This window comes from Methanofastidiosum sp. (assembly GCA_035362715.1).
In the GTDB taxonomy this organism is placed as follows: domain Archaea; phylum Methanobacteriota_B; class Thermococci; order Methanofastidiosales; family Methanofastidiosaceae; genus Methanofastidiosum.
In genome coordinates, this window is sequence record DAOSDU010000003.1 from 126040 (window position 1) to 152305 (window position 26266).

At 36.1% G+C, this 26266-nt stretch carries 22 protein-coding genes; 13 read left to right on the forward strand and 9 right to left on the reverse strand.

The window, feature by feature from the left end; genetic code table 11:
* The 3 genes from PLI06_03315 to PLI06_03325 all read left to right on the forward strand — a co-directional run.
* Positions 1-491, forward strand: a 491-nt coding sequence (locus tag PLI06_03315) for a hypothetical protein (protein HOI76625.1), incomplete at its 5' end; no start/stop codon positions are given.
* A gap of 101 nt (positions 492-592) precedes the next feature.
* The gene (locus PLI06_03320) at positions 593-1639 is read left to right on the forward strand and encodes a hypothetical protein (protein ID HOI76626.1); all 1047 of its coding nucleotides are present in this window, start codon (positions 593-595) and stop codon (positions 1637-1639) included.
* Positions 1640-1709: 70 nt separating this feature from the next.
* Positions 1710-2723, forward strand: coding sequence for an AI-2E family transporter (locus tag PLI06_03325; protein ID HOI76627.1), 1014 nt, complete (start codon positions 1710-1712; stop codon positions 2721-2723).
* Positions 2724-2731: 8 nt separating this feature from the next.
* On the opposite strand, the gene PLI06_03330 is transcribed toward PLI06_03325, so the two are convergent.
* The 4 genes from PLI06_03330 to ppsA all read right to left on the reverse strand — a co-directional run bounded on the left by PLI06_03330 (position 2732) and on the right by ppsA (position 7549).
* Positions 2732-3091, reverse strand: a complete 360-nt coding sequence (locus PLI06_03330) for a hypothetical protein (GenBank protein HOI76628.1) — start codon at positions 3089-3091, stop codon at positions 2732-2734.
* Between the two features lie 44 nt (positions 3092-3135).
* Complete coding sequence (locus PLI06_03335) at positions 3136-4323, reverse strand: aminotransferase class I/II-fold pyridoxal phosphate-dependent enzyme (GenBank protein ID HOI76629.1); 1188 nt, start codon at positions 4321-4323, stop codon at positions 3136-3138.
* A gap of 157 nt (positions 4324-4480) precedes the next feature.
* A complete protein-coding gene (locus PLI06_03340; protein HOI76630.1) occupies positions 4481-5104 on the reverse strand; it encodes a cytochrome c biogenesis protein CcdA in 624 nt (207 codons plus the stop codon).
* 3 nt (positions 5105-5107) lie between these two features.
* Positions 5108-7549, reverse strand: coding sequence for a phosphoenolpyruvate synthase (gene ppsA / locus PLI06_03345; protein ID HOI76631.1), 2442 nt, complete (start codon positions 7547-7549; stop codon positions 5108-5110).
* Positions 7550-7699: 150 nt separating this feature from the next.
* Between ppsA and PLI06_03350 the strand changes: the two genes are divergently transcribed.
* Positions 7700-9037: a hypothetical protein gene (locus tag PLI06_03350; protein HOI76632.1), complete on the forward strand. Its 1338-nt coding sequence runs from the start codon at positions 7700-7702 to the stop codon at positions 9035-9037.
* Here PLI06_03350 and PLI06_03355 read toward each other — a convergent pair whose 3' ends face one another.
* Positions 9038-10618 carry a hypothetical protein gene (locus PLI06_03355; GenBank protein HOI76633.1) on the reverse strand — a complete coding sequence of 527 codons (1581 nt, stop codon included), beginning with the start codon at positions 10616-10618 and terminating at the stop codon, positions 9038-9040.
* A 51-nt stretch (positions 10619-10669) separates the two neighbouring features.
* On the opposite strand from PLI06_03355, the gene PLI06_03360 reads away from it, so the two are divergent.
* Positions 10670-11785, forward strand: coding sequence for a CARDB domain-containing protein (locus PLI06_03360; GenBank protein ID HOI76634.1), 1116 nt, complete (start codon positions 10670-10672; stop codon positions 11783-11785).
* On the opposite strand, the gene PLI06_03365 is transcribed toward PLI06_03360, so the two are convergent.
* Positions 11782-12828 (reverse strand): 4Fe-4S cluster-binding domain-containing protein, encoded by a 1047-nt coding sequence (locus PLI06_03365; GenBank protein HOI76635.1) that lies wholly within the window; start codon positions 12826-12828, stop codon positions 11782-11784. The genes PLI06_03360 and PLI06_03365 overlap by 4 nt on opposite strands.
* Positions 12829-12913: 85 nt before the next feature.
* On the opposite strand from PLI06_03365, the gene PLI06_03370 reads away from it, so the two are divergent.
* Positions 12914-14029 carry a polyprenyl synthetase family protein gene (locus tag PLI06_03370; protein ID HOI76636.1) on the forward strand — a complete coding sequence of 372 codons (1116 nt, stop codon included), beginning with the start codon at positions 12914-12916 and terminating at the stop codon, positions 14027-14029.
* A gap of 5 nt (positions 14030-14034) precedes the next feature.
* Here the strand turns inward: PLI06_03370 and PLI06_03375 are convergent, their stop codons facing one another.
* Positions 14035-14541 carry a KH domain-containing protein gene (locus tag PLI06_03375; protein ID HOI76637.1) on the reverse strand — a complete coding sequence of 169 codons (507 nt, stop codon included), beginning with the start codon at positions 14539-14541 and terminating at the stop codon, positions 14035-14037.
* Positions 14542-14710: 169 nt separating this feature from the next.
* Between PLI06_03375 and PLI06_03380 the strand changes: the two genes are divergently transcribed.
* The 6 genes from PLI06_03380 to PLI06_03405 are packed head-to-tail and all read left to right on the forward strand — an operon-like array spanning position 14711 to position 20826.
* Positions 14711-15727 (forward strand): homoserine dehydrogenase, encoded by a 1017-nt coding sequence (locus tag PLI06_03380; protein ID HOI76638.1) that lies wholly within the window; start codon positions 14711-14713, stop codon positions 15725-15727.
* Between the two features lie 12 nt (positions 15728-15739).
* Positions 15740-16492, forward strand: coding sequence for a fumarylacetoacetate hydrolase family protein (locus PLI06_03385; GenBank protein HOI76639.1), 753 nt, complete (start codon positions 15740-15742; stop codon positions 16490-16492).
* 13 nt (positions 16493-16505) lie between these two features.
* Positions 16506-17588, forward strand: coding sequence for an aspartate-semialdehyde dehydrogenase (gene asd, locus PLI06_03390; protein HOI76640.1), 1083 nt, complete (start codon positions 16506-16508; stop codon positions 17586-17588).
* An 8-nt stretch (positions 17589-17596) separates the two neighbouring features.
* Positions 17597-18142, forward strand: coding sequence for a hypothetical protein (locus PLI06_03395; GenBank protein ID HOI76641.1), 546 nt, complete (start codon positions 17597-17599; stop codon positions 18140-18142).
* Positions 18143-18174: 32 nt separating this feature from the next.
* Entirely contained in the window at positions 18175-18966 is a 792-nt protein-coding gene (locus PLI06_03400; GenBank protein HOI76642.1) for an energy-coupling factor transporter transmembrane component T, read from the forward strand.
* Between the two features lie 57 nt (positions 18967-19023).
* Positions 19024-20826: an AAA family ATPase gene (locus tag PLI06_03405; GenBank protein ID HOI76643.1), complete on the forward strand. Its 1803-nt coding sequence runs from the start codon at positions 19024-19026 to the stop codon at positions 20824-20826.
* Here PLI06_03405 and PLI06_03410 read toward each other — a convergent pair.
* The gene (locus PLI06_03410) at positions 20820-21494 is read right to left on the reverse strand and encodes a metallophosphoesterase (GenBank protein ID HOI76644.1); all 675 of its coding nucleotides are present in this window, start codon (positions 21492-21494) and stop codon (positions 20820-20822) included. The two genes, PLI06_03405 and PLI06_03410, sit on opposite strands and share 7 nt — an antisense overlap.
* Before the next feature lie 59 nt (positions 21495-21553).
* Between PLI06_03410 and PLI06_03415 the strand changes: the two genes are divergently transcribed.
* Entirely contained in the window at positions 21554-24328 is a 2775-nt protein-coding gene (locus PLI06_03415; GenBank protein HOI76645.1) for a DEAD/DEAH box helicase, read from the forward strand.
* Here PLI06_03415 and PLI06_03420 read toward each other — a convergent pair.
* Entirely contained in the window at positions 24314-26254 is a 1941-nt protein-coding gene (locus PLI06_03420; GenBank protein ID HOI76646.1) for a hypothetical protein, read from the reverse strand. The genes PLI06_03415 and PLI06_03420 overlap by 15 nt on opposite strands.
* Positions 26255-26266 lie beyond the last annotated feature (12 nt).

The following is a 26266-nucleotide window of genomic DNA, read 5'->3' on the forward strand; positions in this document are numbered from 1 at the left end:
CTTCAGGAGCCACAGTCTCCTCAACTGCAAACGCATCAAATGACGTTACAATACTAGGAAAAAATCCTTTACCTGAAAACATATTATTTCCTGGGGTAACTTTAGAAAGATTAATTCTTCCCTCTGGACCAATCCCAATAGATGGCTCGATTGGTGCTATAATTGACACTGGAACTAGTATTATTATAGATGGAAAGGAAATTCCTGTACTTGAATTATCTGAAGGAACAAAAATAATAATAGGGCAAGTCAATAATAAAGGATTTTTAACTCAAACTGATGCAACGATTAAATTTGAAAAATTGCCTCAAGGAATCTCCATCGGAATAGATCCACAATCTCAAAAGATTAAAGCACATAGTACAGGTAGTTACATACTTACAATAAATGTTTCACCTGAAGTTCCTGAAGGAGAATACTTGATTACTGTGATTGCTTCTACAAGAAGGGGCGTATTAGATACAGACACAATTAAATTCGTAATTAGTTAATTTGAATATTATTTCTATTATTTGTGAAATTCTCAATTTTATTTAAGTTATTTCTCAATTTAGTCAAAACATTTATATATTTCTTAATCTAAAAATTTTCGATGAAACAAACTTACATTATTTTGATTTCTAGTATAGTGATAATTTCACTTTTACTAGGTTGTGCCCAAACTCCAAAAGAAGTTAAAGATGAGCACGGATGCATTACGTCTTCTGGATACTCTTGGTGCAATGCTTTGCAGAAATGTATAAAGGCCCCAGAAGAATGTGTCCAGCCTTACGGTAGTGACAGAGATGAGCATGGCTGCATTGGTAGCGCCGGATACACTTGGTGCGATATTAAACAGAAATGCATCAGACCTTGGGAAGAAAACTGTTCTAAAGAAATACATAAAGATGTGCATGGATGTTTGATTGACGATGGAGAAGTATGGTGTGCATTAAAGAACAAGTGCATCAAACCTTGGGAAGAACACTGTTCTGAAACTAAACCTGTTGGCGGAGACAGGGATGAACATGGATGCCTAATTGCCGCAGGCTACCAGTGGTGCGAATACAAACAGAAGTGCTACAGGTCTTGGGAAGAGTCATGCACTCCAGATCCACCAACACCACCAATAGGCGGGGATAGAGACGCTCACGGATGCCTAATTGCCGCAGGCTACCAGTGGTGCGAATACACTCAGAAATGTTACAGGCCTTGGGAAGAATCCTGTACGGCGCCTAAACCAATAGGTGGCGACAAAGATGAACATGGATGCCTAATTGCTGCAGGCTACCAGTGGTGCGAATATACCAAAAAATGTTACAGGCCTTTTGAAGAAACATGTAGCATAGGTGGGGACAGAGATGAACATGGATGTCTCATCGCAGCAGGTTACCAATGGTGTGAATACACACAGAAGTGCTACAGGCCTTTTGAAGAAACTTGCACAATCGGTGGAGATGTCGACGAGCACGGATGCAAAGAATCAGCAGGCTACACATGGTGTGAGGTCAAAAACAAGTGCATAAGGACATGGGAAGAGTCATGCACAATCGGCGGAGACGTTGATGAGCACGGATGCCTTGTCGCAGCAGGCTACCAGTGGTGTGAAGGTCTTAAAAAGTGCATCAGACCTTGGGAAGAAGAATGCCCAACTGATTGATAAAATTATTTTATTTTTATTTTTTAAATTAATAAATAACTTTTTATAATGGCTATAGAATATAGTCTTAATGGATAAAATCTCATACATCAAGATTACAATATCTGTAATAGTCCTCCTTATGGGGCTCTACTTGATATATCCAATTATTCCGGGGCTTATAGGGGGGTTTGTATTTGCGTATGCATTCCTTCCAGTCTATAATCAGATATTTAACAAAACAAAAAGAAATGGCTTATCTGCCGCACTTACAACTCTTTTTATATCTGCCCCAATACTCATTACAATTCTTTATGCAGTTTTTAAAGCGCTCGCTGAGCTTAAAGTCATTACAGAAATAATAAAGAGTGGCTCTTCAGTTTCTATTCTTGGCATTTTTGGAATAAATATATCTGACTCTCCTTTTTATGGATTTATCACTGAAACTTTTCCTAGGTTAGTAAATCTAACAGAAGTTTTTTCAAGATCGGTGCATGAACTGCCTTTAACATTAATTAATATCTTAATCTTGTTCTTAGCCCTTTACTACTTCCTCCATGAAAGATTAGTCATTGAAGAATTTATCAGTAAAATAATGCCTCCTCACTACCACAGGGATTTATTAGAAATTCTTGAGCCTACAAACAAGGTGATTAACGGGTTAATTTATGGAAATGTAATGAGTGCACTCATAATTGGACTACTTGCAACTATTGGTTTCCTTGCGTTGGGTGTGCCTTACTCTTTTTTATTGGGGCTTTTAGTTGGGCTTGCAGCATTGTTGCCAGTGGCAGGACCTTGGACAATTTACATCCCTGTAGGATTTTACTTTCTCCTTGTGGGTGATTTATTCAGAGGATTAACCCTTTTAATATTTGGAGTCGTAGTCCTTGGAGTCTTATACAATTTTTACATATTCCCAAAGCTTGGCGGGAAACAAGCACAACTTCATCCGTTTATAGTCCTAATTGGTTTCCTTGGAGGCGCATATATGTTAGGGCCACTCGGTATTTTATATGGCCCTATCATATTGGGACTCCTAAAAGGACTTGCCGAAGGCATTATCAAAGAAAGCTCTACTAGAAAAAAATTTTTCAGACTGTAGTCTTTTTTCTATCGCCTGAATATGTACCTTGCGGGACTTCTACCCAATCCTATTTCAAATTTGCAGTTCTTGCAAACTTTGCCAATTGTCGTTGATCTGCCAAATAGGTCTTGGGAGATAATATCTTGAAGGTCTTTTCCACAGAATGGGCACATTTTTATCTCTTTGCCCTTACGGGAGTGGACCTGAACTCTTATACCATATTTTTTAGCAACTCTTCTTATCCTCTCTGCCGAGACTCTAACCTCATCTTTTTCAGATAGCTTTTTTCTTACCTTTTCAAAGAGTTCATTTTGCGAGTGAATTACTATGTCTTCTCTTAGAACCTTCTTAATAGCATCAAGAATTTGTGGGTCTGTAGTCCGCATATATAATATTAGAAATTTAAAATATAAATGATTATCTCTAAAAATCATTTTTTAGTTTTCATGAAATCTTCAAGTCTCGAAAAGGCTTCTTCCATGGTGTCAATTGGGGGTAGAAAAACTGATCTGAAATGGTCTTTTCCATAGATAGGGCAAAATCCACTACCGTGGACTAAAAGAACCTTTTTCATTTTTAAAAATTCATATACAAACTCTTTGTCATCCTTCCACCTTTTATCTAAATCAATTTTTGGAAAGATATAAAGTCCGCCCATTGGCTTAGTTGTGCTTATACCGGAAATCTCGTTTAATCTCTTGTAGGCAAATTCGCTCCTCTGCTTTAGCTTTGAAACCATTTCTAATACGTATTTTTCACTACCCTTATATGCTTCAATAGCTCCAGCCTGGCATATAGAATTTGCAGAAATTCTTGCACGAAGTTCCTTCATTATCCCTTCTTTTATATCAAACAGGGTATCCCAGTTATAGAATGCCATATAACCGACTCTCCAACCAGGCGCAAGGTAAATCTTTGAAATGCCGTTGAATGTGATTATTGGCACTTCATCAGTCATGGAAGCAGAGCTTACAAAGGAATCATCAAAGGTAATCCTATCATATATCTCATCAGAAATAATAAACAAATCATGTTCTATTGCGATATCCAGTATCTCTTTTAGGGTTTTTTTAGGATAAATGGCGCCAGTGGGATTGTTTGGATTAATTATAACTATACACTTTGTCCTTTCAGTTATCTTTGATTTAAGGTCTTGGACATCAATATTCCACCCATCTTTCTCGATAGTTCTATAAGGAACTGGAGTTGCACCAAAAAAAGTTGCATAAGCGGTGTAAGTTGGATAACCTGGACCTGGAACTAAAACTTCGTCCCCTGGTTCAAGAGTAGCTCCAAAGACTAGATTTACCCCTTCAGTCACACCTGAAGTTACAACAACATCTTCTAGGTATATTTTTCCATTATTTTTAGATTCCCTTTCAGCAATGACTCTTCTTAATTCTGTGTTTCCAAGAGAATCCTCGTAACCATTATAACTACCTCTGGCCGCATTGATGATGGCATCTACCATAGGCTCTGGAGTTTTAAAGTCAAACTTCAGAGGGTCTCCTATATTTAATTTTAGTATCTTGTCCCCTTTAGATTCAAGTTTTCTTGCATATTCAACTACGTCTCGAATTGCATAACTTATCGTTGACGATCTTTCTGAAACGTTCAATGGTATCACCTTCTATCCAGCTATTGAAGTTTGATATATCCCTATTTAAGTTTAACTATTATATTAGAACATAATACTAAAAATTAAAACAAATTATAAAAATTGTTCTATAATATCTATTATATTAAACTAATGTATATTCATAAGATATTGATCTTTAGCCATAAACAAACAAATATAGATAATACGCACCAATTAGGACGAGCATTATCCCGCTTATCTTATCCAAAGATTTTGAATATTTTTTAACAAAGTCTTCTACCCTCTTTAGTCCAAAAAATGAGGAGATAATAATAAGTGGAGCACCTACTAAAAATGAATAAATTAAAAGCGAGATTGAGGCAATGAAAATATTATTTTCTAACGATACTATTGATATAAGGGATATCAAAAGGGGGGCAGCTCTTGCTATAGTTATTAGGCCATATGAAATCCCATATGTATAAGGAGTTGAGCCGTAAAAATTCCTCTCCTTTTTTACAGATAATATATAACTTATTTTTATTATTCTCAATAGGATTAATCCGATAAATATCGATATTACCGCCCCTAGAAGAAATCCTAATTTAGTATCTGAATTAAAAATCGAAGAAACTCCAAAATTACCCAGTAGTCCAAGAGGTACAAAAATTGTTGCAACGCCCACAGAAAATAAAATTGCATTGAGTGGTGCACGCTCACCCAATATTTTTGGAAAAATAGGAATAATAAAAAAGAGATTCAACGGGCATAAACCGGCTGTTATCCCCAAAACAACAGATGAAATTAGCGATTCAAACATTAATTATATGAACCCCATCTCTTTTTCTTTTTCCCAAACGTTTAGTCTAGTTTTTATGACTGTGTCGGGATTTAAGCTAATTGAATCAATTCCACTTTCAACTAGGAAGGATGCAAATTCTGGGAAGTCCGATGGAGCTTGGCCGCATATACCAATCTTCTTATGCTTTGATTTGACAACTTCTATTGCCTTTTTTATCAGTCTTTTGACTGCAATGTTCCTTTCGTCATATATGCTTGAAACAAGCTCTGAGTCTCTATCAAGTCCAAGGGTAAGCTGAGTCAGATCATTTGAACCAATTGAGAATCCGTCAAATATCTCGCAGAATTCATCTGCAGCGAGTACATTTGAAGGAATTTCACACATTACATATATCTCAAGACCATTTTCACGTTGCACAAGTCCAAACTCTTTCAAAGTGTTTACAACTTTTCTACCTTCGGCAGGTGTTCTACAGAATGGAACCATTATCTTGATGTTATTTAGCCCAATCTCTTCTCTAGCCCTCTTAATAGCTTTACATTCAAGAGCAAATGCCTGCTTGAAGTTTTCATCATAGTATCTAGAGGCACCTCTCCAACCAATCATTGGATTGCTTTCTTTAGGCTCATAGAATTTCCCGCCTATAAGATTTTCATATTCATTTGATTTGAAGTCACTTAGACGAAGAATGACATCTTTAGGATAAAATGCCGCTCCAATCATCGATATGCCATATGTAAGCTTGTCAATATAGAAATGAGTCTTTTCTTTGTATCCGCCTGTTTTATCTTCTATCTGTTTTATGGTCTCTGCAACTTGCATATCATACCTTGATTTTTCACTTAACTCTTCAAAGTTGACAAGGGCCATTGGGTGGATCCCTATGTAAGAATTAATAATGAACTCTTCTCTCGCTAATCCAACCCCATCGTTTGGTATCTGTGACTGATAGAAAGCCTTTTCAGGTATTCCGACGTTCATCATTATTTTAGTCCTTGTTTCTGGTAGTTTCTGTATGTCAATCTCTTCTACTTCATACTTTAGCAAGCCGTCATAAACTGCTCCAACTTCACCTTCTGCGCAGCTTACAGTCACTTTCTGCCCATCTGACAAAACTTCAGTGGAGTTATCAGTTCCAACGATACATGGTATTCCAAGCTCACGCGATACTATAGCCGCGTGACAGGTTCTGCCACCCCTATTTGTCACAATAGCGCTTGCTTTTTTCATTACAGGTTCCCAATCTGGGTCGGTCATCTCTGTTACAAGGACCTCTCCTTCTCTGAAAAGAGAAATCTCCTTGGGTGTTCTAATAATATGGGCCATTCCCTGCCCGATAAGATCCCCAACGGCCTGCCCAGTCACAAGCTTCTTCCCTTTTTCTTTCAATATGTATGTCTTTATGGTGTTAAAATCTCTTTGAGAATGAACTGTTTCAGGCCTTGCTTGTAGAATGTAAAGCTCGCCTGTATTTCCATCCTTTGCCCATTCAATGTCCATGGGCGTGTACTTATCTTTTTTAGAAGAATAGTGGTCCTCTATAATTACTGCCCACCTAGCAAGCTTTAGAACATCTTCATCAGAAATTGAAAATTTGTTTCTTTCTTTTTCATCGACCCTAATATTTTTTGTGCCCTCATTTGGGTCATCAGAATAGATCATTCTCCTCTGCTTTGCACCAAGTTTTTTATTAATTATTGATTTGTAACCTTTCTTTAGAGTTGGTTTAAAGACATAAAATTCATCGGGATTTACAGTACCCTGAACAATATTTTCACCAAGACCAAAAATGGAAGTAACTAAAACTACATCTTTGAAACCAGATTCTGTATCAATTGTAAATATAACTCCACTTGATCCTGTATCGCTTCTTGCCATCTTCTGAACGCCTATTGAGAGTTTAACTGAGAAATGGTCAAACCCCTTATCATGTCTGTATGATATGGCTCTATTAGTAAAGAGGGATGCAAAACACTTCTTACATGATAAAATCAAGGAATCTGGGCCGGTAATGTTGAGGAAAGTTTCTTGTTGGCCTGCAAACGAAGCATCGGGAAGGTCTTCAGCAGTTGCTGATGATCTCACGGCAACATCGACATTTTTCCCATATGTATTTTCTAGCTTACCATAAGCCTTAATTATTTCCTTCTTTAGCTCATCGGGAAATTCTGCTTCAATTATGGCATGTCTTATTTTTTCTCCTCTCGTTGCAAGATTTTCATAAATATTTGTATCAAGGTCCTTTAGAATCTCTCTTATCTTTTTCTCTATTCCAGCATTCTTAAGGAAGTAATCATAAGCATAAGACGTAATGGCAAATCCTTCGGGAATTTTAATACCCTTGCTTTTCAAGTTCCTTATCATCTCACCAAGAGATGCATTTTTACCACCTACAAAAGGAATATCATCGATATCTATCTCTTCAAAAAATAGGATTAATTTATGTTCCTTGTCTTGGGGCATAGTTACACCTGGACCTCTTCTAAAAACAATCCTTAAAAAGTTTTGGATATTTATTTAAAATATAGAGTTTATATATTTTTGATAATAATTTTATTGGCCTATTTACGAATAGTTTTAAATAAAAGAAAAAATAATCTGTTTCGTGGTCATATGAAATTTAAAATTATCGCCATATTAATTATTTTACTATTCTCTATGGGAACGATATCCTCGGCATTGTCTTTAGAGTTTGAAAGTAATACAATTCACAAGGATGAATTTGATATATTACAAGTAGTGGCAAATGATGTAGAAGGTGACGGAAATTATGAGATCCTTGCTTATACCGCCGGTAAGAAATTTCTCTGCCTTGATGATAAAGGAACTATTAAATGGACTCTAGAATCGAATAACTCTTTTTCGATGATGAAGGTTATGGATATTTATGACTCCCCCGGAAACGAGATTATATTGGGGACAGAAAATAGAGTTGTTTCCCAAAAAGAAATATACAACGCATTAGTTTACTTCCTTGATTCTAAAGGAAATGAAATTGTCACGATACCAGTTTTGGGGTCAGTGTTAGATGTAGATATAGGGGATGTTGATTCAAATGGAACATATGAAACTCTTATTGGCGCTGATGATGGTAATGCATATCTTTTTGATGAAGGGCTTAATCTACTTTGGGATTACAAGACTAGAGGGTATAACTTTAGAACCCTTATTGTTGATTTAAATGAAGACAGCATAAACGAAATCATGATTATATCTTGGGATGATACTCTCATACTTGATGGATTTGGGAAGCTTACTAAATCTTACGATACAAAACATATCCTAAGAGACCTCTACCTTGACCGATACAACAATACGATTCATGTCTCCCGTTTTTTTAGGGAAGATTCTCAAAACTGGAAAGGAACAGTTGTCTACTCTTTAAACAGGAACTTAGTCTCAATGTGGGAATTTAGAACTGAAACTGAATCTAGCGCATCAACACTTTTTGATATAAACAACGATGCAAGAGATGAGGTAATAATTGCTGGAAACAAAGGGGAAATTATTGTTCTTGACTCAAAAGGCGCTTTCCTTAAAAGATTTGATCTTCCAGACAGAATATTCAAGATCGAGGCAATGGCAGATGAAAATACAAATTATTTAATTGCCGGGTGTAAAGACAATAATTTGTACATAATTGATTATAACACAGGAAGCATTGAATACAAGTTTCCAACTCAAGGATGGATTGAAACTTTCTATATCGAAGATATTAATGGAGATGGCAAGCAAGATATAATAGTTGGTTCCAATGACAATAATATCTACTTATTGTTCCAAAAGAAGGAAATAGTTGAAATTCCCGAAGAAGAGAACAAGACAGTTATTGATAAACCATCAGAAGAGCAGCCAAAAACTGAAACTAAGAATGTTCCCTTTGAAGAAGTCGGAATAATAGGTGGAACTTTACTGGGGTCCATTTATCTTGCTTTAAGGAAAAGAAGATAATTATTTATTCTTTCTTTTTACACTTTCTCTTTTAATACCTTGATCTCTTCTCTGTTTTGATACTTTCAATCTTTCTTGACTTATAGCAACATCACTATTTTTTGCTTTAATTTGCTGATCTTTTCTTCTTACAACTTTTCTCTTTGGTTTTTCTTTGGGCTTCTCTAAATTTGGCAACCTCTGTCTTGCTGAATTCAATATTATTGCACTTGAAAGTAAAATTCCAATATAAAGTAAAATATTAATCGAATTCTGGGCCAATCTTATCCTATTTTGAGTCAATATGTACTCAGTTGTAATAAAAATTAGAGATTTCATTGGGCCTTCTTTTAACGCAGCAGTTACTTTGGATTTAATACTCACCTTTTCCTGAAACTCTTCAGAAGACTGCCCTGTGTCTACATTAAAAGTAATTATGTGGTCTCCTGCTTCATTATAGCTTGCCTTAAATTTTAGTTCTTTAGTTTCTCCAACATTCAGCGCACCCTTCCATGTTCCTTCAACTATGTTTGCGCTTGAATTCTTTATATCAACTGTTAAATTATTGGCGCTGACCTTACCAGTATTTGCTAATGTGAAAGGTATCTCAAATATGTCCCCCTCCTCAGATTCGAGTTTTTTTGTCACAGTAAGGACGACATTTGGAGTATACCCTAAAAGAGTTACAGAAGACGGGTGGTAAATGCTTAATTTGACGTTATCGCCCACTATATCATTAACTTCAAAGATATAATTATTTATGCTTTTCAAAGAACGTTTTTTGATTACATAATCTTGATTCTCTGAATTTATTGTAGCAGATAGTGCAGCAGCATCAGTAATCTTAAAATCCATCCCGCCAATATTGCTCGTTTCTCCTTTTCTTAAAGAAATCTCAGATTTACTCAATGACTTTATATCTGAACTTGAATAAACTATAAACTTTATACCGGTATCAGTCTGATTTAGTACTTTTACCATAATAGAATCAAAAGGTAGTATATCATCAGATAATCCATATAGAGTTTTTGAATCCTGATTTTTTCTAACATTTACAATAAGTCTACTATCGCTTCTATTGATGTTCATTGAATATATATTGTCCCCTTCTCCAAAATATAATAAAAAAGGATTTTCACCCATCTCTCCAGAGTAAACAAGATTCATACTTCTAAGGACATCTTTCTGCGTATAATTTATTTTGAAGTTCGCGGCACCTTGGTCAAAGTAAATCGTAAATACATAGACGCCCTCAAATTTTATATCTTGAAAATCAATATTTGTAGGATAATCTCTTAATTTGACAATATCTGGCACTACTACGGTCTTTATGACTTCATTTGTATACTTATTTTTTTGTAAAATATTAAGTTCGATTGTATTAATACAAGAAGACACATATAGATCTTTATCACAAACGTCAGTATCGACGAGCCTTATTTCATAATTATAAATATCGCCCGATAGGGTATATGATTCATTTTCTTTTTCGTAAAGATGTATCATTATCGTTACTTCTTTCTTTTCATCTGCTCCGAGGACAAAATTTATCGAGCAAATTAGCATCAAGCAGGTAAAAACTGACAAAAAACGCCTGTTCATTAAAGAAATATACGGGGTAACGCTTAAAAGACTTATTCTATACTATCTTTCATGATGAAGAAAGCCTTACCATTATTGCTTATTTCATTGATTTTGCTACCTTTATATGGGGCGGCGGACGCCGACCCGAAGGTGGAATTAGCTTACCCTAAAGAAACTGAACCCGGTAAACTAATCTATATTGATGTCAATCTACATAATACTACTTCCGAAATGCTTTGGGACTTGAAGGCAGTTATAGACCCAAGCGATATGCCCCCAGAAATTAAGAATTATATTAAAATAATAGACGCCGATAAGCTGTTTGTACCAGGAGATGGGGATCATACTATTAATGTTCAGGATAAAGTAAACATCAGATTATCGATTGAAACTACTGAAAATGCAGATGCTGGAACTTATAAAATTCCCTTGAGAATTAGGGGCGAGATTGGAAACTGCAGACAGGGATGTAAGCCTTATTTGCTTATGAAAGAAATTGAGTTCAAAGTTATTAAAGAATTTCCATCACTTAAAATCGAGTTATCATCTTATCCTAACGAAGTCTTACAAGGGCAGAACATAAACATTCCATTTAAGGTATCAAACTATGGTCTTGGTTACGGCAATAATATCAAATTAAGTGTTCCTACAAATAACAATTTCACTACATCTTTAGATGTAGATTCAATTGGGTTAATGCGATCCCAAGAATCAAGAAATGTCACACTCAACGTTGCTGCAAAAGGTGATTCTACCGCAGGAAGCTACAAGACAGATGTTATAGTTGAGTATTTCGATCCTTACGGAAATAAGAAGGCTACAACTGAATCAATCTCCTTTACAATAAAAGATTCAACATTAGTCAAAGATGCAGAAGAATACTATGCACAGGGAAATGAGTACTATACAAAGAAAAATTATTCAAAAGCCCTTGAGCAGTATGAAAAAGCAAAACAGTCATATCAAGACCTTGGATTAACAGCCAAAGTGGAAGAAGTTAGCGCAAGAATAGAGCTTGTCAAATCTTCAATCGAATCAACAAAATCAAGTATCTCCTCTTCCATTTATATTATGTTTGGAGTGTTGCTCAGTGCCGTTACAATGGAACTTGGAGTCCTAATTGGAACTTTGACCAGAAAACCAAAATCACCCAAATCCTCAAGTATACCCAAGAATGATTACTAAAGTGGGATGTACTCAGATACGACTCTTTTATATATGGGGTATTCTTTTACTATAGCTGATTTTATTTTCTTTGATAACTCTTTATTTTCAGATATTTCCTCCGCTACCGCCCAGTGAGTAAATACCTTGTCTCCATGTACTTCATACATCTTTTTAGAAATATTAAGCGCATCATTAAGATAGTCAACTATTTCTCTAACATCTCCTGATAGCTCACCCTTTACAATGAGACAGTCCTCAATCTCTTCATAGTATTTTTTGGTATTTTTTGCTCTTCTTTCCCATCTTCTTCTTAGTTGAATTGCATCTTTTAACACAGAGGAACAGAAATGAATTGATATTGGGAGATCTTCATACTTCTCTAATAGCCTGAACGATAGGTCTTTACTGCCTTTCACCATGCTAGTGTCACTATCAAAATCAAATCCTCTTTTAGAAAGATTGTCCCAATTTGTTTCTGTGTATTCAAATTCATTCAAATTAATAAATGAAAAGCCAGCAGATGGTGCCGATTCAATTATTGAGCACATCCTTTCAAAATCCCCCGGGATAGCTGGGATCTCAATCCCAAAATTAAAGTTCATATTGAGGATATTTTTTAGACCTTGTAGCTCTTTCTCATCTTTCACGTGAAATCTGATTTCATCAACATAGCCTTCTAATTTTTCTAATCCCTTAGATATTTTATCGGTACTCCCTGTATATAGATGAATATGGTGCTTACTATCCTTTTCCTTGATTAGTTTAGCATATTCAAGACATTTATCAATTTTTAGTAAGGGGTCTCCCCCAGTAAAACTAACTCCTTTTGATCTACATGCCTTTATCTCTTCTAAAACGTCCTCTTTTTTTTCTATTTTTCGTTCATTGATATATGATGCGTCCTTACCTTTTTTCTCATTTGATACAGGACAATAATAACAGTTTACATGACAGATTCCAGTAACAAAAAGTACTGATTTTTTACCTTCAATACACAATTTACATCCTTTTGACAGTTTTCCAGTGTAACTGGAGTTAGCATCAGTTATCTTTATTGACATCTACTGTAATTAATTTATCGGGCTTTAAAAGATATCTTCAAAACTTATTTAAACTAAAAATAAAAAATTTGTTAAAGGTGCGATAATGGACTTTATTAAGGTCACAAGCGAGCTCAAAAAAGAGGTAGAAGGCGAGATTAAGAATTTTTTTGAAGTAGAATTGAAAACAATCGATAACGATACACTTTGTGATTTCTATAAAGACATAAGGCACCACACCCTCCTTGGTGGAAAAAGACTTAGGCCGATAATGTGCATTATGGCCTATTGCGGATATTCAGAGTATAATCATGAAATTCTAAGGGCATCAATAGCATTTGAGCTCCTCCATTCTTCTTCCCTCATACTTGACGATGCTATGGATGAAGATGTTATAAGGCACGGAGAAAAAACTTTCAATGCAATTTATGCAGACAAATTTTTGAAGTCTACACGATTCGATATTAACCCCTACTATGACGGTGGCAATTGGATCAAGAAAGATGGTCTTTCTCAATTACTTATGATACAAAGGGCAATTTCGAGATACTCTTATGCACTTTCAGTTTTGGGCTCCAACATACTTTATGCCTTGAGTGTGAAGGCAATAAGATCAAGCGGATTCGATGCCACCATAATTTCAAAGGCAATGATAATGCATAGGGAGATGTACAAAATATTAAACGAGGGCCAGTTGTTGGACATCTTGATGGAACAGAAAGGCGGAAACGAAGACAAATACTTTGAGATGATTGACCATAAGACAGGAATCCTCTTCAAATACCCTTTAAGAATTGGTCTTCTTTTTACTGAAAAGGCAGACGTATACTCTTTAGATACATATGCTTTAAATCTTTCAAGAGCCTTTCAGGTCCATGACGACATACTTGGCGTCTTTGGAGAAGAAGGTACCACTGGAAAACCAGTTGACAGCGATATCAAAGAAGGAAAAAATACTTTATTAGTTATAAAAACACTTGAATGCGCAGATGAAACTCAGTTAAAGAAAGTCAAAGCTATATTAGGAAATAGGAACGCATCATCTGAGGATATAGCCGAAATAAAGGACATAATGAAAAGCTGTGGTTCTTTGGACTATTGTATCGAAAAAGAATCTCAATTGATTAAAGCAGCCAAAGAGTCTATAGACAAAAACATGAAAGAAGAATCAAAAATATTTCTAACTGAACTTTGCGATTTTATAATAAAAAGAAAGTATTAGAAAAATTATTCAAATACAATATCAACATTCTCGCCCGTGATCAACAAAAGTATTTCTTTAACACTTTTTGTTGCAATAGGAAGTTTTCTCTCAAATTCTTTTCCTAATCTGAGTCTTTTAATTATTGAACCATCAGGCATGTAAACAATGTTTATCCCATAAACTTTTGCCGGGTATAAAAGGTCAGAAGCAACTTTTTTAACATCTTTGCTTTCTTCAATAACCCTTATTTTTTTATTTAATTTTTTACTTAGTCCCCTTATTACATTGCCACCTTTACCAATAATACTTCCTATCTCTCCTGCTTCAATGAGTATGATTATCAGATTGCCAACCTTAATACTCCTCTTGAACTTTACATCTTTTAGTCCTTTATTTTCTTGAGAAAGCCTGTAAAGTTCTTTAGCTATTTCGAGGTCGTTGTCATTAAGTTCGCCATCTTTAATCTTTGCAGTACAACCTGGGCAGAGCATTCCGGTCTTCAAACAAATCTCACAAAAAGGTAGCTCCAAATCTCTTTCACCCTCTAAAATATAGCTTTACCTTCCTATCTTAAGCCTTTTTAAAAAGGTTTCGGTATTATTATTTTTCCTAATTGAAATAATAAAATTATAATTTCCCGAAACTCTTAAATAAAGAATAAAAATAGAGTATTCACTATATTTAAGAGGACTGTTTAATATGAAGAAAGTACGTTTGGGAGTCGTTGGTTTCGGTATAGTTGGTAAAGGAGTATGCAAAGTAGTAAGGGACAGAGCAGAGCAATACAAAAAGAAGTATGGTGTCGATGTCCGGATTGTATGCGTTGCCGACATGCTAAACTCAATTTACGATGAAAATGGAATTGACCTTGCTAAGTTGATGGATCATAATCAAGAAAGATCACTTATGATAAATTATCCCGATTCTTCAAAGGATAAAAAATGGAACGGGGAACAGGCAGTAGAAAATATGGATGCCGATATTGTCGTTGAAGTTACACCGACAAATATCAAAGACGCCCAACCGGGATTGAATCATGTCATGAAAGCCTTTGATAGAGGGATGCATGTTGTTACCTCAAACAAAGGACCTTTAGCGCTTCACTATGATAAAGTAATCAAGGCTAAAGAAAAGAGCGGAAAAGAATTAAGATATGAAGCGACCGTTGGAGGGACAATGCCTGTGTTAAATCTTGCGCAGGAAGCACTAAAAGGAAATGAGATTATTTCCGTAAAAGGCATATTAAATGGTACTACAAATTATATTCTTTCCAACATGGCGTTTGAAGGAAAAAAATTTGGGGATGCATTAAAAGAAGCGCAAGAGAAAGGCTATGCTGAAGCAAATCCTGCCCAAGATATTGAAGGTTGGGATGCGGCATGCAAAGCAACAATACTTTCAAACGCTCTAATGGGCAAATCAATGACTTTAAGCGATGTTAAAGTCAAAGGAATCACCGGCATAATGATGGAAGATGTCTTGGAGGCGAAGAAGAACGGGAATATCATAAAACTACTGGTAGAGGTTACAGAAAAGGGTGCAAAAGTTGAGCCAACACCAGTTCCTCTAAACTCCCCTCTTGCAGTAACAGGCACTTTGAATGTAGCTGTGTTTGAAACTGATCTCTCCAAGGACATAACTGTAATGGGAAGAGGCGCAGGCCAGATAGAGACAGCTGCGGCAATAATGAGCGACGTGTTTGCGATTGTTAGATAAGAAGGTGAGATAATGAAGCTCCTAAGGTACAACTACAAAGATAAGATAGAACAAGGAATTTTAGAGAACGACGTGATAAAAAAAATCAAAGGAGATTTCTTTTCAGGATTTGAAATAACTGAAAATGAGATCGATCCCAGTTTAGTTAAATTGCTCTCTCCAACAACTCCTTCAAAGATTGTGGCCGTTGGCCTGAATTATGTAGATCATGCCAAGGAGCTCAAAATGGAAATCCCTAAGAATCCCATCATGTTTATTAAACCAGCAAGCACTGTCGTTGGGCCTGAAGATCCTATCATATATCCTGAGACTTCAAATCAAGTTGACTACGAAGTTGAACTTGGAGTAGTCATAGGGCGAAGGGCAAAAAATGTTGAAAAAGATGAGGCAGGAGATTATATCCTTGGGTACACAGTCTTCAACGATGTTACCGCAAGAGACCTACAGAGGAAGGACATACAATGGACAAGAGCAAAATCTTATGATACATTTGCTCCAATAGGCCCTCTGATTGAAACTGATATAGATCCCTTTGATCTCCCAATATCGCTTAAGTTAAATGGAATCACAAAACAAGATTCTTCAACGAAGAACATGATATTTAATTGTTATGAGTTGTTAGAATTTATATCTGAAATAATGCCCCTTGAACCAGGTGATGTCATTGCAACTGGCACACCACCGGGAGTTGGCCCAATGAACAGAGGGGGCACAGTTGAGGCCAAAATAGAAGGAATAGGAGTGTTAAAGAATTACGTAATATGATAAGGTGAATAATATGGAAAAAATCAATGTAGGGGTAATTGGGGCTACCGGGATGGTAGGTCAAAATTATATAAGATTATTAGATAATCATCCATGGTTTAATGTTACATATGTTGCAGCATCACCAAAAAGTGCGGGCAAAAGCTATGAAGAAGCTGTAATGGGGAAATGGCAAATGATTTCAGACCCACCTGAAAATGTTCGAAAGCTTATCGTTAGGGATGCAAATGATGTAAGCCAAGCAATTGGAAAATGTGCCTTGGTATTCTCTGCTCTTGAAATGGAAAAGGAAAAAATCAAAGAACTTGAATCAGCATATGCCAAAGCTGGGATAGCAGTTTTTTCTAATGCTTCAGCCAACAGGCATGTCGATAATGTGCCAATGTTAATCCCTGAGATTAATAGTAATCATATTGAGATTATCCTTGAGCAAAAGAAAGCAAACGGTTGGGATAAAGGATTCATAGTTGTAAAACCAAACTGCTCATTACAAAGTTATATGGCTCCTGTTTATGCATTAATCAAGGCAGGATATGAAGTAAAAAGAATGATAATTACTACAATGCAGGCAGTTTCAGGAGCAGGATATCCTGGAGTACCCTCACTTGACATGATAGACAACATGGTTCCATTTATTTCTGGGGAAGAAGAAAAATCTGAAATAGAACCTCAGAAAATTATGGGAAAGATTGTAAATGGAAAAATTGTAAATGATACAAGTATGAAAATTTCTGCTCACTGCAATAGGGTTCCAGTAATTGATGGCCATACAGCATGTGTAAGCCTTGAATTCGGCGCAAAAAAACCTTCACTTGAGGAGATTAGAAAAATCTGGAAAGAATTCCGCTCTGAACCTCAAGAGTTGAACTTGCCGTTTGCACCAAAAAAGCCAATTATCTATAGAGAAGAACCCAATAGACCACAACCAAGAAAAGACAGAGACACTGATAAAGGCATGGCGGTAACTGTCGGAAGACTAAGAGAATGTAAAGTATTTGACATAAGATTTGTCTGCCTTTCTCACAACACAGTTAGAGGTGCTGCAGGCGGAGGAATACTAAATGCCGAGCTTCTAAAAGCAAAAGGCTACCTTTGATGATAAACATGGGGATTGAAGAAGATATACTAATACGTTTGAAGTCCGTAAAGGGTGTCCTAGACGCCTTCTTGCTATCGCCTGAAGACATAGATAAAATCAGAGAATTTGAGATTCAGGCAGAAAAGAATAAGGCTGCCGGAGGAATGATGGACTTTATCAATGAAGGTGTCTGGGAAGTTTTATCAAAAAGTGTAGTATTCCTAATTTTCATCGATGAAACTTTTTCAGATAGAAAACACGGTCAAAGCCTGACATTGATGAAAGACCCTTCGGGCAATATTCTTGGTAAACTATTAAGAAAGGATGAGATTCCAGAATATCAGAAACGAGGCGATGTCCTTTTTATGGGGGAGGAGTTTGTTATATTCACTAATGTAAGGGCCCAAGGCAAACCTTATTTTGTGATTCCAGCCCAAGAGTTAGAAGAACTAAACTATTTGAATGGAATTTCAGCAAGTCTCTGTGTACCAACGGACCTATTCTTTAAAGAGAAATACAACATCAAAGGAGAAAATCTTGGTACAGTAATTATAGGCACAGATAAACCCTAAAAGTTTAAATCTAAATCTTTTATTTACTTATTATGATTAAATACTCGATGTATGTCAAGGAATCTTCATTTTTTCACAACCTTGACCCCAGAACAAAAATAGTCATCCTTTCATCGATTTTTGGCCTTGCACTTTTATACAAAGATCCACTCTATCTTGGCGTCATTGCAGTTTCAGTCTTATTGATGATAAGATTTCTCTGTAAAATCAAAATTAGGAGATTGGCTACATACATAAGACCAATACTCCCACTTGTCTTAATGTCATTGATATTATGGCCTTTTTTCCAGCCAACAGGAAATATAATTTTTGAATACTGGAAGATACGTGTCAGTGAGGATGGCATACGGATGGGGCTTGCAATGACCTTTAGAATCTTTGCAATAATCACCGCAACTTTTCTTCTCTTGATGACAACGCTTCAGCGTGACCTTGTTCTAGGATTAATGAAATTCAAAGTTCCATATGAATACTGTTTGACTTTAGCTATATCTCTCCGGTACGTCCCTACGTTAGCAGGAATAACCTATACAATAATGGACGCCCAGAGGTCAAGGGGTCTGGAATTGGATAAGGGCCCAATATTCAAAAGAATAAGAAACTACATTCCAATTATTACTCCATTGATAATAGGATCAATAAGAATGGCTGAAGAGCTTGCAATAGCTATAGAATCAAGAGGATTTGGATACGGGGAAAGGACATTCTTAAAAGAAATATCCCTTAAAAAAAGAGATTATGCAACAATGTGTGTTTTTGTCTTGATTTTAGGACTTGGGGTCTATGTTCGATTATTGGGCTATGGTAGCATGGCATTTGTTTAATTATTAAATCTGATTAATTTGCAAACACTTTTAAAAGATTGAGTTCTATTTTTTTTTGTGAAATCTCCTGACGTAGAAAAGACAGAAAAGATTAGGGCATATCTAAAAGAAGAATATGAGTATTTTGATCTTGTTGAAATTTTAAAAGAAAAAGGATTTTCCCAAAAAGTCCTTGAAAAAGAAGAAATTAAACAACTCATATCCTCTTCCCAAGAGATAGTTAATCAGATTCAGCATGAACGGGGAATGCTAAAAAATGAAATTAAGATTTTTCTTGAAGGGCGCATCAATAGGCTTGAGCAGAGGATAAGAGAGTTAAATGAGCCTCCCTTTATGATTGGTATTTACGTAAGGCCACTTGACAAAGAAGGGATGCATGAAATTTTTGATTATGTAAACTATAGGATAATAGCCTATATGATTGATGATTTAGATATTAACAAAGGGGACAAGATAAGGTACAAGTTTATCGAGGCAAAGGAAGGGGGAAAATTTGTAATACTCGAAAGACACCCCGGCAAAGTTGATACAACACTTGGTGAGATAATAAAAATTGAAGGCAGATATGCAACAGTGAGATTTGATACTTATCATGAGATGATGCTAGACATAGGGGACTTTGTAGATTCAAAGAACGAATATCTCAAGGCTGGAGCCACAGTAACGTTGTTTGGAAATTCAAAAGATTGGGAGATACTCGATATAAAATCAAATGTTAAATATGGTGATGATCTTCTACTTGAAAAGAAACCTAAAGTTATTAGAGAAGAAATAGGCGGGCTTGACGAGGCCATTTTAGAGATTGATCAGGCCGTTGGTTCTGCATTGAGTTATGATTTTATCAAAGAAAAAGTCCAAAAATTAAAAATTGAGAGGACTAAAGGTATAATGCTTTATGGGCCCCCAGGGTGTGGTAAAACACTAATCGCACGTTACGCCGCCTCCATCTCTTCGAGAAATTTTATTAATGTTGACAAAGAACTTAGGAGCAAATGGTTTGGAGAGACTCAGCAAAACATTGAGGAATTATTCAAATATGCGGAAGAAAAGGCACCCTCTGTTTTATTCTTTTATGAATTCGATAGTCTTGTACCTGAAAGAGAATCAGGCTCAGAGGCTGCAAGACTTGAAAATCCAATAGTAAATAAATTCTTACAGCTTCTTGATGGTCTTGAGGAGATGGGGGATGTAATTGTTATAATAGCTACAAATAGGCCAGATATTATAGACCCTGCAATTTTGAGGCCAGGGAGAATTGATAAGCACATTCGGATAGGAAGGCCTGACACAAGAGACGCCGGAGAAAAAGTCTTGGACATATATCTAAAACCAGACCAATTAATCCCGCACTCACTTGAAATTGAAAAGTACGGATCAGTCAAGAAGTTTGCTGAAGTTATGAAGGACACCATATTGACTGAGCTATATGAGAAGAATAGAATATGCAATATAGAAAAACTTGGGCTTATCAACGTTCCAATAAAAGAGACAATATCTGGAGCAATGATAAAGAATATCGTAATACAAACAAAGAAATATTATATTAATAGACTTGATAAATATGCAAAATTAATTGATGTGATAAACAATATCTATCACAATAAACTGTACATTGAAAAGACATGCGAAGTCCTTTGTGCCCACATAATTAACGAATGTTACACAGTTTCAAAAGAGCTTGGAGAAACTGCTGATAAAGTAATCGGTGAAATTAGAAAAGACTTGGTATCAAGTATGTCTGAAAAAATTGAAGAGGATTACCTATTGAAGAGAATTGAAGAATACATTGATCAAAACGAAGGAATGTTAATCGGGGATGCAATCGAGGCGATAGATACGGACTGTGGAAAGGCTCAGTGATAAATATCCCCTACTTTACCCATATAGGTTCCGTCAAGAAGGTAACAATCAAAATTTTTTATTTCTAATCTGCCACTCTCAAAGTAAGGTCCGGGTATCTCTTCGTCTTTGTTTATTGATACACCTTCTATAACTGGATTAAAAGATGGCAAAATGATTATATTTTGTGGGCCTTCTATTCTAAGAAAACATTTCAAACGAGTAATCTTTCCGTTTGAGTCAACAAATTCAACTACGGGATGGATATGCCCCATAATCAAATTGCTACCTTCAATAAGGATGTGGCCATGAGTTAAAACATGGTCGTCTATTCTGAAGGATTTCATGACCTCGTTATCAACTATCTCTTCTATATTTCCATCATGATTCCCTTTGATCAGTTTTACCGGGATGTCAAATTCTAAGAATTTAGGTAGGTTTAATTTCTCAAAATAGGATGTAAATGGAAGATTGTGTTTGATATCCCCTAATAGTATAAGCTCCTCTACCTTTTTTCTTTTTATTATTTTTAATAAATCCGCCTTCATTTTTTGTCCGACATCTGGGATCTTAATCCCTTTTTTATAATACTCGTACTCTTTACCTAAGTGCAGATCAGCAACAACAAGATACCTCTTATCGGATTCAATGATTATAGCAGGCTTATTTATTACTGGATATAGGTCCATAATTTAAACCAATAAATTAAATTTAAAAATGCTTTGGTAAGTTCTAAGTAGGTGTGGTCATGAGTTTTGAACTTTTGGGGACAGATATTGTCAATGTATTAAAAGAATTTAATATTACGTCTCCTACTGATATCCAGAAAAGCTCAATTCCACAGATACTTGCTAGAAAAAATGTATTATTGATGGCCCCTACAGGCGCAGGAAAGACAGAGGCCGCGATTCTCCCGTTGCTTAAACTAGTCAAAGACAGCAATGTGCCAGGCATAAAGATTCTGTATATAGCCCCGCTCCGGGCCCTTAATAGGGACCTTCTATTAAGGCTTGAAAAAATAGGGGAAGCGATGGGAATTACAATCAAAGCAAGACATGGCGACACAATTCAGAGCGAGCGAAGAAGGCAGAGTTTGAATCCTCCGGATATTTTAATCACCACCCCAGAAACACTTCAAGCGCTTTTTACCGGAAAGAAGCTAAGAGAACATCTGAAATCTGTGCTCGCTGTTGTAGTCGATGAAATACATGAAATAGCCGAGGACAAAAGAGGTGTTCAGCTAAGCCTAGCTCTTGAGAGGCTTGAAAGATTAAAAAATGGGAGAATCCAGAGGATTGGCCTTTCTGCAACTGTTGGATCCAAAGAGGAAGTTGCAAAATTCTTAGTAGGAGAGGGGAGAGAAGTTGAGATAATCCAATCTCAGATAAAAAAAGAGTTTAACATTGAAGTTGAAACTCCTGAAATCTTTGAAGAAGATATAATGGCCGCAGAAAATTTAAAAATATCCCCTTATGTTGCATCATCGATTAGGAGAATTAAGGAGTTAATTGACGCCCACAAAAGCATTCTTCTTTTTGTCAATACCCGTCAAATGGCCGAAACTCTTTCATCAAGATTTAATTTGATGGAAATGAATTTTATAGATGTTCACCATTCCTCACTATCCAAAGAAACTAGGATTGATGTTGAAACTAGATTTAAGAATGGAGAAATCAAGGGCATAGTATGCACTTCAAGCATGGAGCTTGGCATAGATGTTGGTGCTGTTGATCTAGTTATACAGTATGGGAGCCCTAGACAGGTATCAAAGCTCTTGCAGCGAGTTGGCAGAGCAGGACACAAAACATATCTTGTTTCAAAAGGGATTATCCTTTCAAGTGATGAAGAAATATGTGAATCTGCAGTAATAGCAAAAAATGCATTAAACTATCGGATTGAAAGGTCAGAGATACCTGAAAAATCCCTTGATGTACTATCCCACCAGATAATAGGGCTTTCAATGGAAAGTAATGAAGTCTCAATTGAAGAAGCTTATTCTCTATTTAAAAAATCCTATCCGTATAGAAACATGAGCAATGAAGAATTCTGGAGGGTATTATATTTTTTAGAAAGCATAAAGCTGATTTGGATTAATAACGGAATAACTTACAAAAGATCCAAACAGGGCATGTTTTATTATTATGAGAACTTATCAATGATCCCAGATACAAAACAGTATAGAGTTGTTGAAGTTGGGACTGGATCATCCCTCGGTGTTCTAGATGAGAATTTTATCGTGTCAAATATTGAGGTTGGTGGAAACTTTATAGTTCGTGGTAGGACATGGAAGGTATTAAACATTGAAGAAGAAAAAATTGAGGTAACTGAAACTAGGTCTGTAGGTGCAATCCCTTCTTGGGAAGGTGAACTTATTCCAGTTCCACTTTTTGTCTCAAGAGATGTTTTTGAAATTTTTGATGATAAATTGAAGATAGAAGGATTGCCTTTAACTAACGATACAAAAAAAATCCTATATGAATTGCTTGACGAGCAATCAAAATACTTCTCTTACTCTAAGAATTCCCTAGTGATTGAAGATATAGGGGAGTTTGTCATCCTGCACGTCTTTAACGGTTCCAAAGCAAATGATACACTGGGTAGAGTCATAACATCTCTCCTGGCACAGAGATTTGGGGAATCTATAGGTATGAGGACCGATCCATACCATATAATGATAAAATTTCCTGTTGGAATCAAAGATGGTGGCAGCGTAGTAAAAAATACTCTTCTTGAATTAAATGAAGACCATGTAATACCTATCCTTGATATAGTCTTGAAGAACACACCACTGTTTGAATGGAAAATGATACAGATAGCAAAGAGATTTGGGGTTATAAGGGCAAATTCTGACAAGTACTTGATGAAGAACATATTAAAGCTCTATAGAAATACACCACTTTACGAAGAAACATTAAATGAGTTATACCACGACAAACTTGATATTGAACCTGTAAAGAAATTTATCTATGATCTAAAAAATGGAAAAATTAGTATAATTATCAATAAAAATACTGAGCCATCTACTTTTACAAGGTATCTGCTTGAAGGGTCTTCATTTGAACTTTTGCATCCAAAAAGACCTGATAAAGAGATTATAAAATACCTGAAAAAAAGGCTCCTCGAGAAACGAGTCACAGTTGCATGCCTTCACTGCAGAAAATGGAAAACAACTCTTTCTGTAAATAATTTTGAGGATAATCCAAAATGCCCTCAATGCGGAGCACGGTATGTTGGGATTTTGAGGAGACGGGAAGATTTAGAAATAGTCCATAAAGGTTACAAAGGAAAAATAGACGAGGAAGAAAAAAAGACCTTGAAAGAGATTAAGGATTCAGCGGATTTGATTCTTCCATATGGCAAAAAGGCCATAATAGTTTTAGCAGGGATTGGAATAGGTCCAAGAACGGCGAAAAGAATATTGGTAAAAGATAGAAAAAATGAGGAAGACCTTTTCAAAGACATCCTTGCTGCCGAAAGAGTTTATGCTAGGACCAAGATGTTCTGGCAATCAAACAAACAATAATTTCATTAGATCTTCCAGAGCATTATTTGTAGCCTCGCCGTTTCTGCCACCAACGATTAACACACTGTTTTCATAGAAGACATTTCTTAGGTATTCCCACTGACCAAATGATCTTGACCATAGAACCTTGGATGCACCTGCATCGTATAGGTCTTTTATTATGATATTACTGTTTTCGTTTCCAATCAGAATGAGGTTCTTCTTCACCTTGTCAGCACCAGTGACGTCTATGTCTCTTTTTATGAGAGAGGCGGGTTCAATCTTGACTGTTGCATCATAGAACAAATATAGTTTTGATTTTTTCTGGCTGACTTCAAGTTCTATGCCATTTCCATCCTTCTGCTTGTAGTTTGAGTCGAGTATATCCATCTTGAAATAGTTCTTTGGGCCGTATACTACTTGCGGGTCGCAACATGTTAGATCAATTTTGTCACACAAAATCACGTCAATTGTGTCATAGTTGCACTTTTTAAATCTTGGATGCAACGGATTTAAATCAAGAAAATCATCGCATGTCCCATATTTCCCGTCCTTTCCTGGATTAATGTAGACGGGTAAAGTAGCAGGGAATTTTATCGAAGCGTTGCATTCTTCTCCTGGGGTCTCAAATACAGGTATCTGCTGTTCTTCAGGAGATAGATTTCCATCACCGTTGATATCAACTCCTAAGGCGATAATATCTTCCCAGAGGTTTGATATCGTTAGATTATAATCATTGGGGTATGTAACAAACGGCATGCAACATGGTGTTTCTTCAATAGCACCATAATCCTTTAGAGAATAAACATCAAATTCTGCAAGTAGACTTTTATCTGCGCCTTCAAAGACTTTTATTCCATCTATATAAAAAACTGGTACCGTCCATATAGTTTCTTCAGTACCATCGATAACTCTAGTACCACGTTCAAATATGAGATATGGGTCATTCTCATACTGCTTCGTTGGAACAGTTGTAAATGAGCCATACCCTCCTTTAGGGTCACATAGGCCAACGCAGGTGCAGCACCTTGAGCTATTTGCATCCATCACCATTAAGAAGTCATTACTCTTGCCCGTAAAGTCAGATACTCTAAGATAGACTTTGTATTCACCAGAAAAGCTTCCTCCGCTTTTAACCTTAAAATTGCCGTCTTTAGAAGTTTCTTCAGTAGTTGGGCTGTGAATGTCAAGAAGGGTTACAGTGTACCAGCCGAATACCCTGGTGTCCCCTACATTAAATATAGTATCCGGTGAATAAATAGGAATGCCATAAATAAAGTAACTTATATTCTGATCTTTAGAGCGGTATACGCCGTTATTAATTATTGGGTATTCTTTTTCAAACAATCTAATTTTATAGGAGTTATAGGGTACATCATACAATGGCCCTCCACATCCAGCGAAGATCTTTCTTTGAAACGGTGTATGGATATATTTTACCCTGTATATTATATCAGATATATTAAAATCAAGACAATAATCATCAGGAACATCGATATCTGAAAGTTTAATGAATATCTCTTCATGCGTTTCGTTGTAATCAAATACCTTATCTCCATCGCCATATGGATACAAAGATGAAGAATACTTGTAGCCGTCATCCCACCATAGTGATTTCAATCCATCTGCGACCTTAACAGAATTCACAGATGTGTTAGCAGGATCAATTCTTATTACGTCGCTAGCATTCAAGTTCTTCAAAGAGACTTTATACTCTTCATAGATCGTGTTTTCAATTCTCTCAGTATGTCTGTTGGCAATAAGAAAAGCTAATTTTGACGCTGATATGATATCTGAAGATGTTGCCGTTTCACCGACGACTATCATTGACTTTACTGTGTCACCATCGAAAAAGAAATCATCTCCAGGAACTGAAGAGGAGCCTACATTAAATGGAAAAAATATAGAGAATAGAATAACTGAAAGAAGTATTAGGCCCCTTTTCATAGTCCCACCGAT

Coding starts and splice junctions, on each gene's coding strand:
- PLI06_03380 (HOI76638.1), top strand. CDS start 14,711: ATGAAGAAAGTACGTTTGGGAGTCGTTGGTTTCGGTATAGTTGGTAAA.
- asd (HOI76640.1), top strand. CDS start 16,506: ATGGAAAAAATCAATGTAGGGGTAATTGGGGCTACCGGGATGGTAGGT.
- PLI06_03365 (HOI76635.1), bottom strand. CDS start 12,828: ATGTCAATAAAGATAACTGATGCTAACTCCAGTTACACTGGAAAACTG.
- PLI06_03350 (HOI76632.1), top strand. CDS start 7,700: ATGAAATTTAAAATTATCGCCATATTAATTATTTTACTATTCTCTATG.
- PLI06_03325 (HOI76627.1), top strand. CDS start 1,710: ATGGATAAAATCTCATACATCAAGATTACAATATCTGTAATAGTCCTC.
- PLI06_03370 (HOI76636.1), top strand. CDS start 12,914: ATGGACTTTATTAAGGTCACAAGCGAGCTCAAAAAAGAGGTAGAAGGC.
- PLI06_03340 (HOI76630.1), bottom strand. CDS start 5,104: ATGTTTGAATCGCTAATTTCATCTGTTGTTTTGGGGATAACAGCCGGT.
- PLI06_03385 (HOI76639.1), top strand. CDS start 15,740: ATGAAGCTCCTAAGGTACAACTACAAAGATAAGATAGAACAAGGAATT.
- PLI06_03400 (HOI76642.1), top strand. CDS start 18,175: ATGATTAAATACTCGATGTATGTCAAGGAATCTTCATTTTTTCACAAC.
- PLI06_03330 (HOI76628.1), bottom strand. CDS start 3,091: ATGCGGACTACAGACCCACAAATTCTTGATGCTATTAAGAAGGTTCTA.
- PLI06_03395 (HOI76641.1), top strand. CDS start 17,597: ATGGGGATTGAAGAAGATATACTAATACGTTTGAAGTCCGTAAAGGGT.
- PLI06_03320 (HOI76626.1), top strand. CDS start 593: ATGAAACAAACTTACATTATTTTGATTTCTAGTATAGTGATAATTTCA.
- PLI06_03420 (HOI76646.1), bottom strand. CDS start 26,254: ATGAAAAGGGGCCTAATACTTCTTTCAGTTATTCTATTCTCTATATTT.
- PLI06_03355 (HOI76633.1), bottom strand. CDS start 10,618: ATGAACAGGCGTTTTTTGTCAGTTTTTACCTGCTTGATGCTAATTTGC.
- PLI06_03410 (HOI76644.1), bottom strand. CDS start 21,494: ATGGACCTATATCCAGTAATAAATAAGCCTGCTATAATCATTGAATCC.
- PLI06_03415 (HOI76645.1), top strand. CDS start 21,554: ATGAGTTTTGAACTTTTGGGGACAGATATTGTCAATGTATTAAAAGAA.
- PLI06_03360 (HOI76634.1), top strand. CDS start 10,670: ATGATGAAGAAAGCCTTACCATTATTGCTTATTTCATTGATTTTGCTA.
- ppsA (HOI76631.1), bottom strand. CDS start 7,549: ATGCCCCAAGACAAGGAACATAAATTAATCCTATTTTTTGAAGAGATA.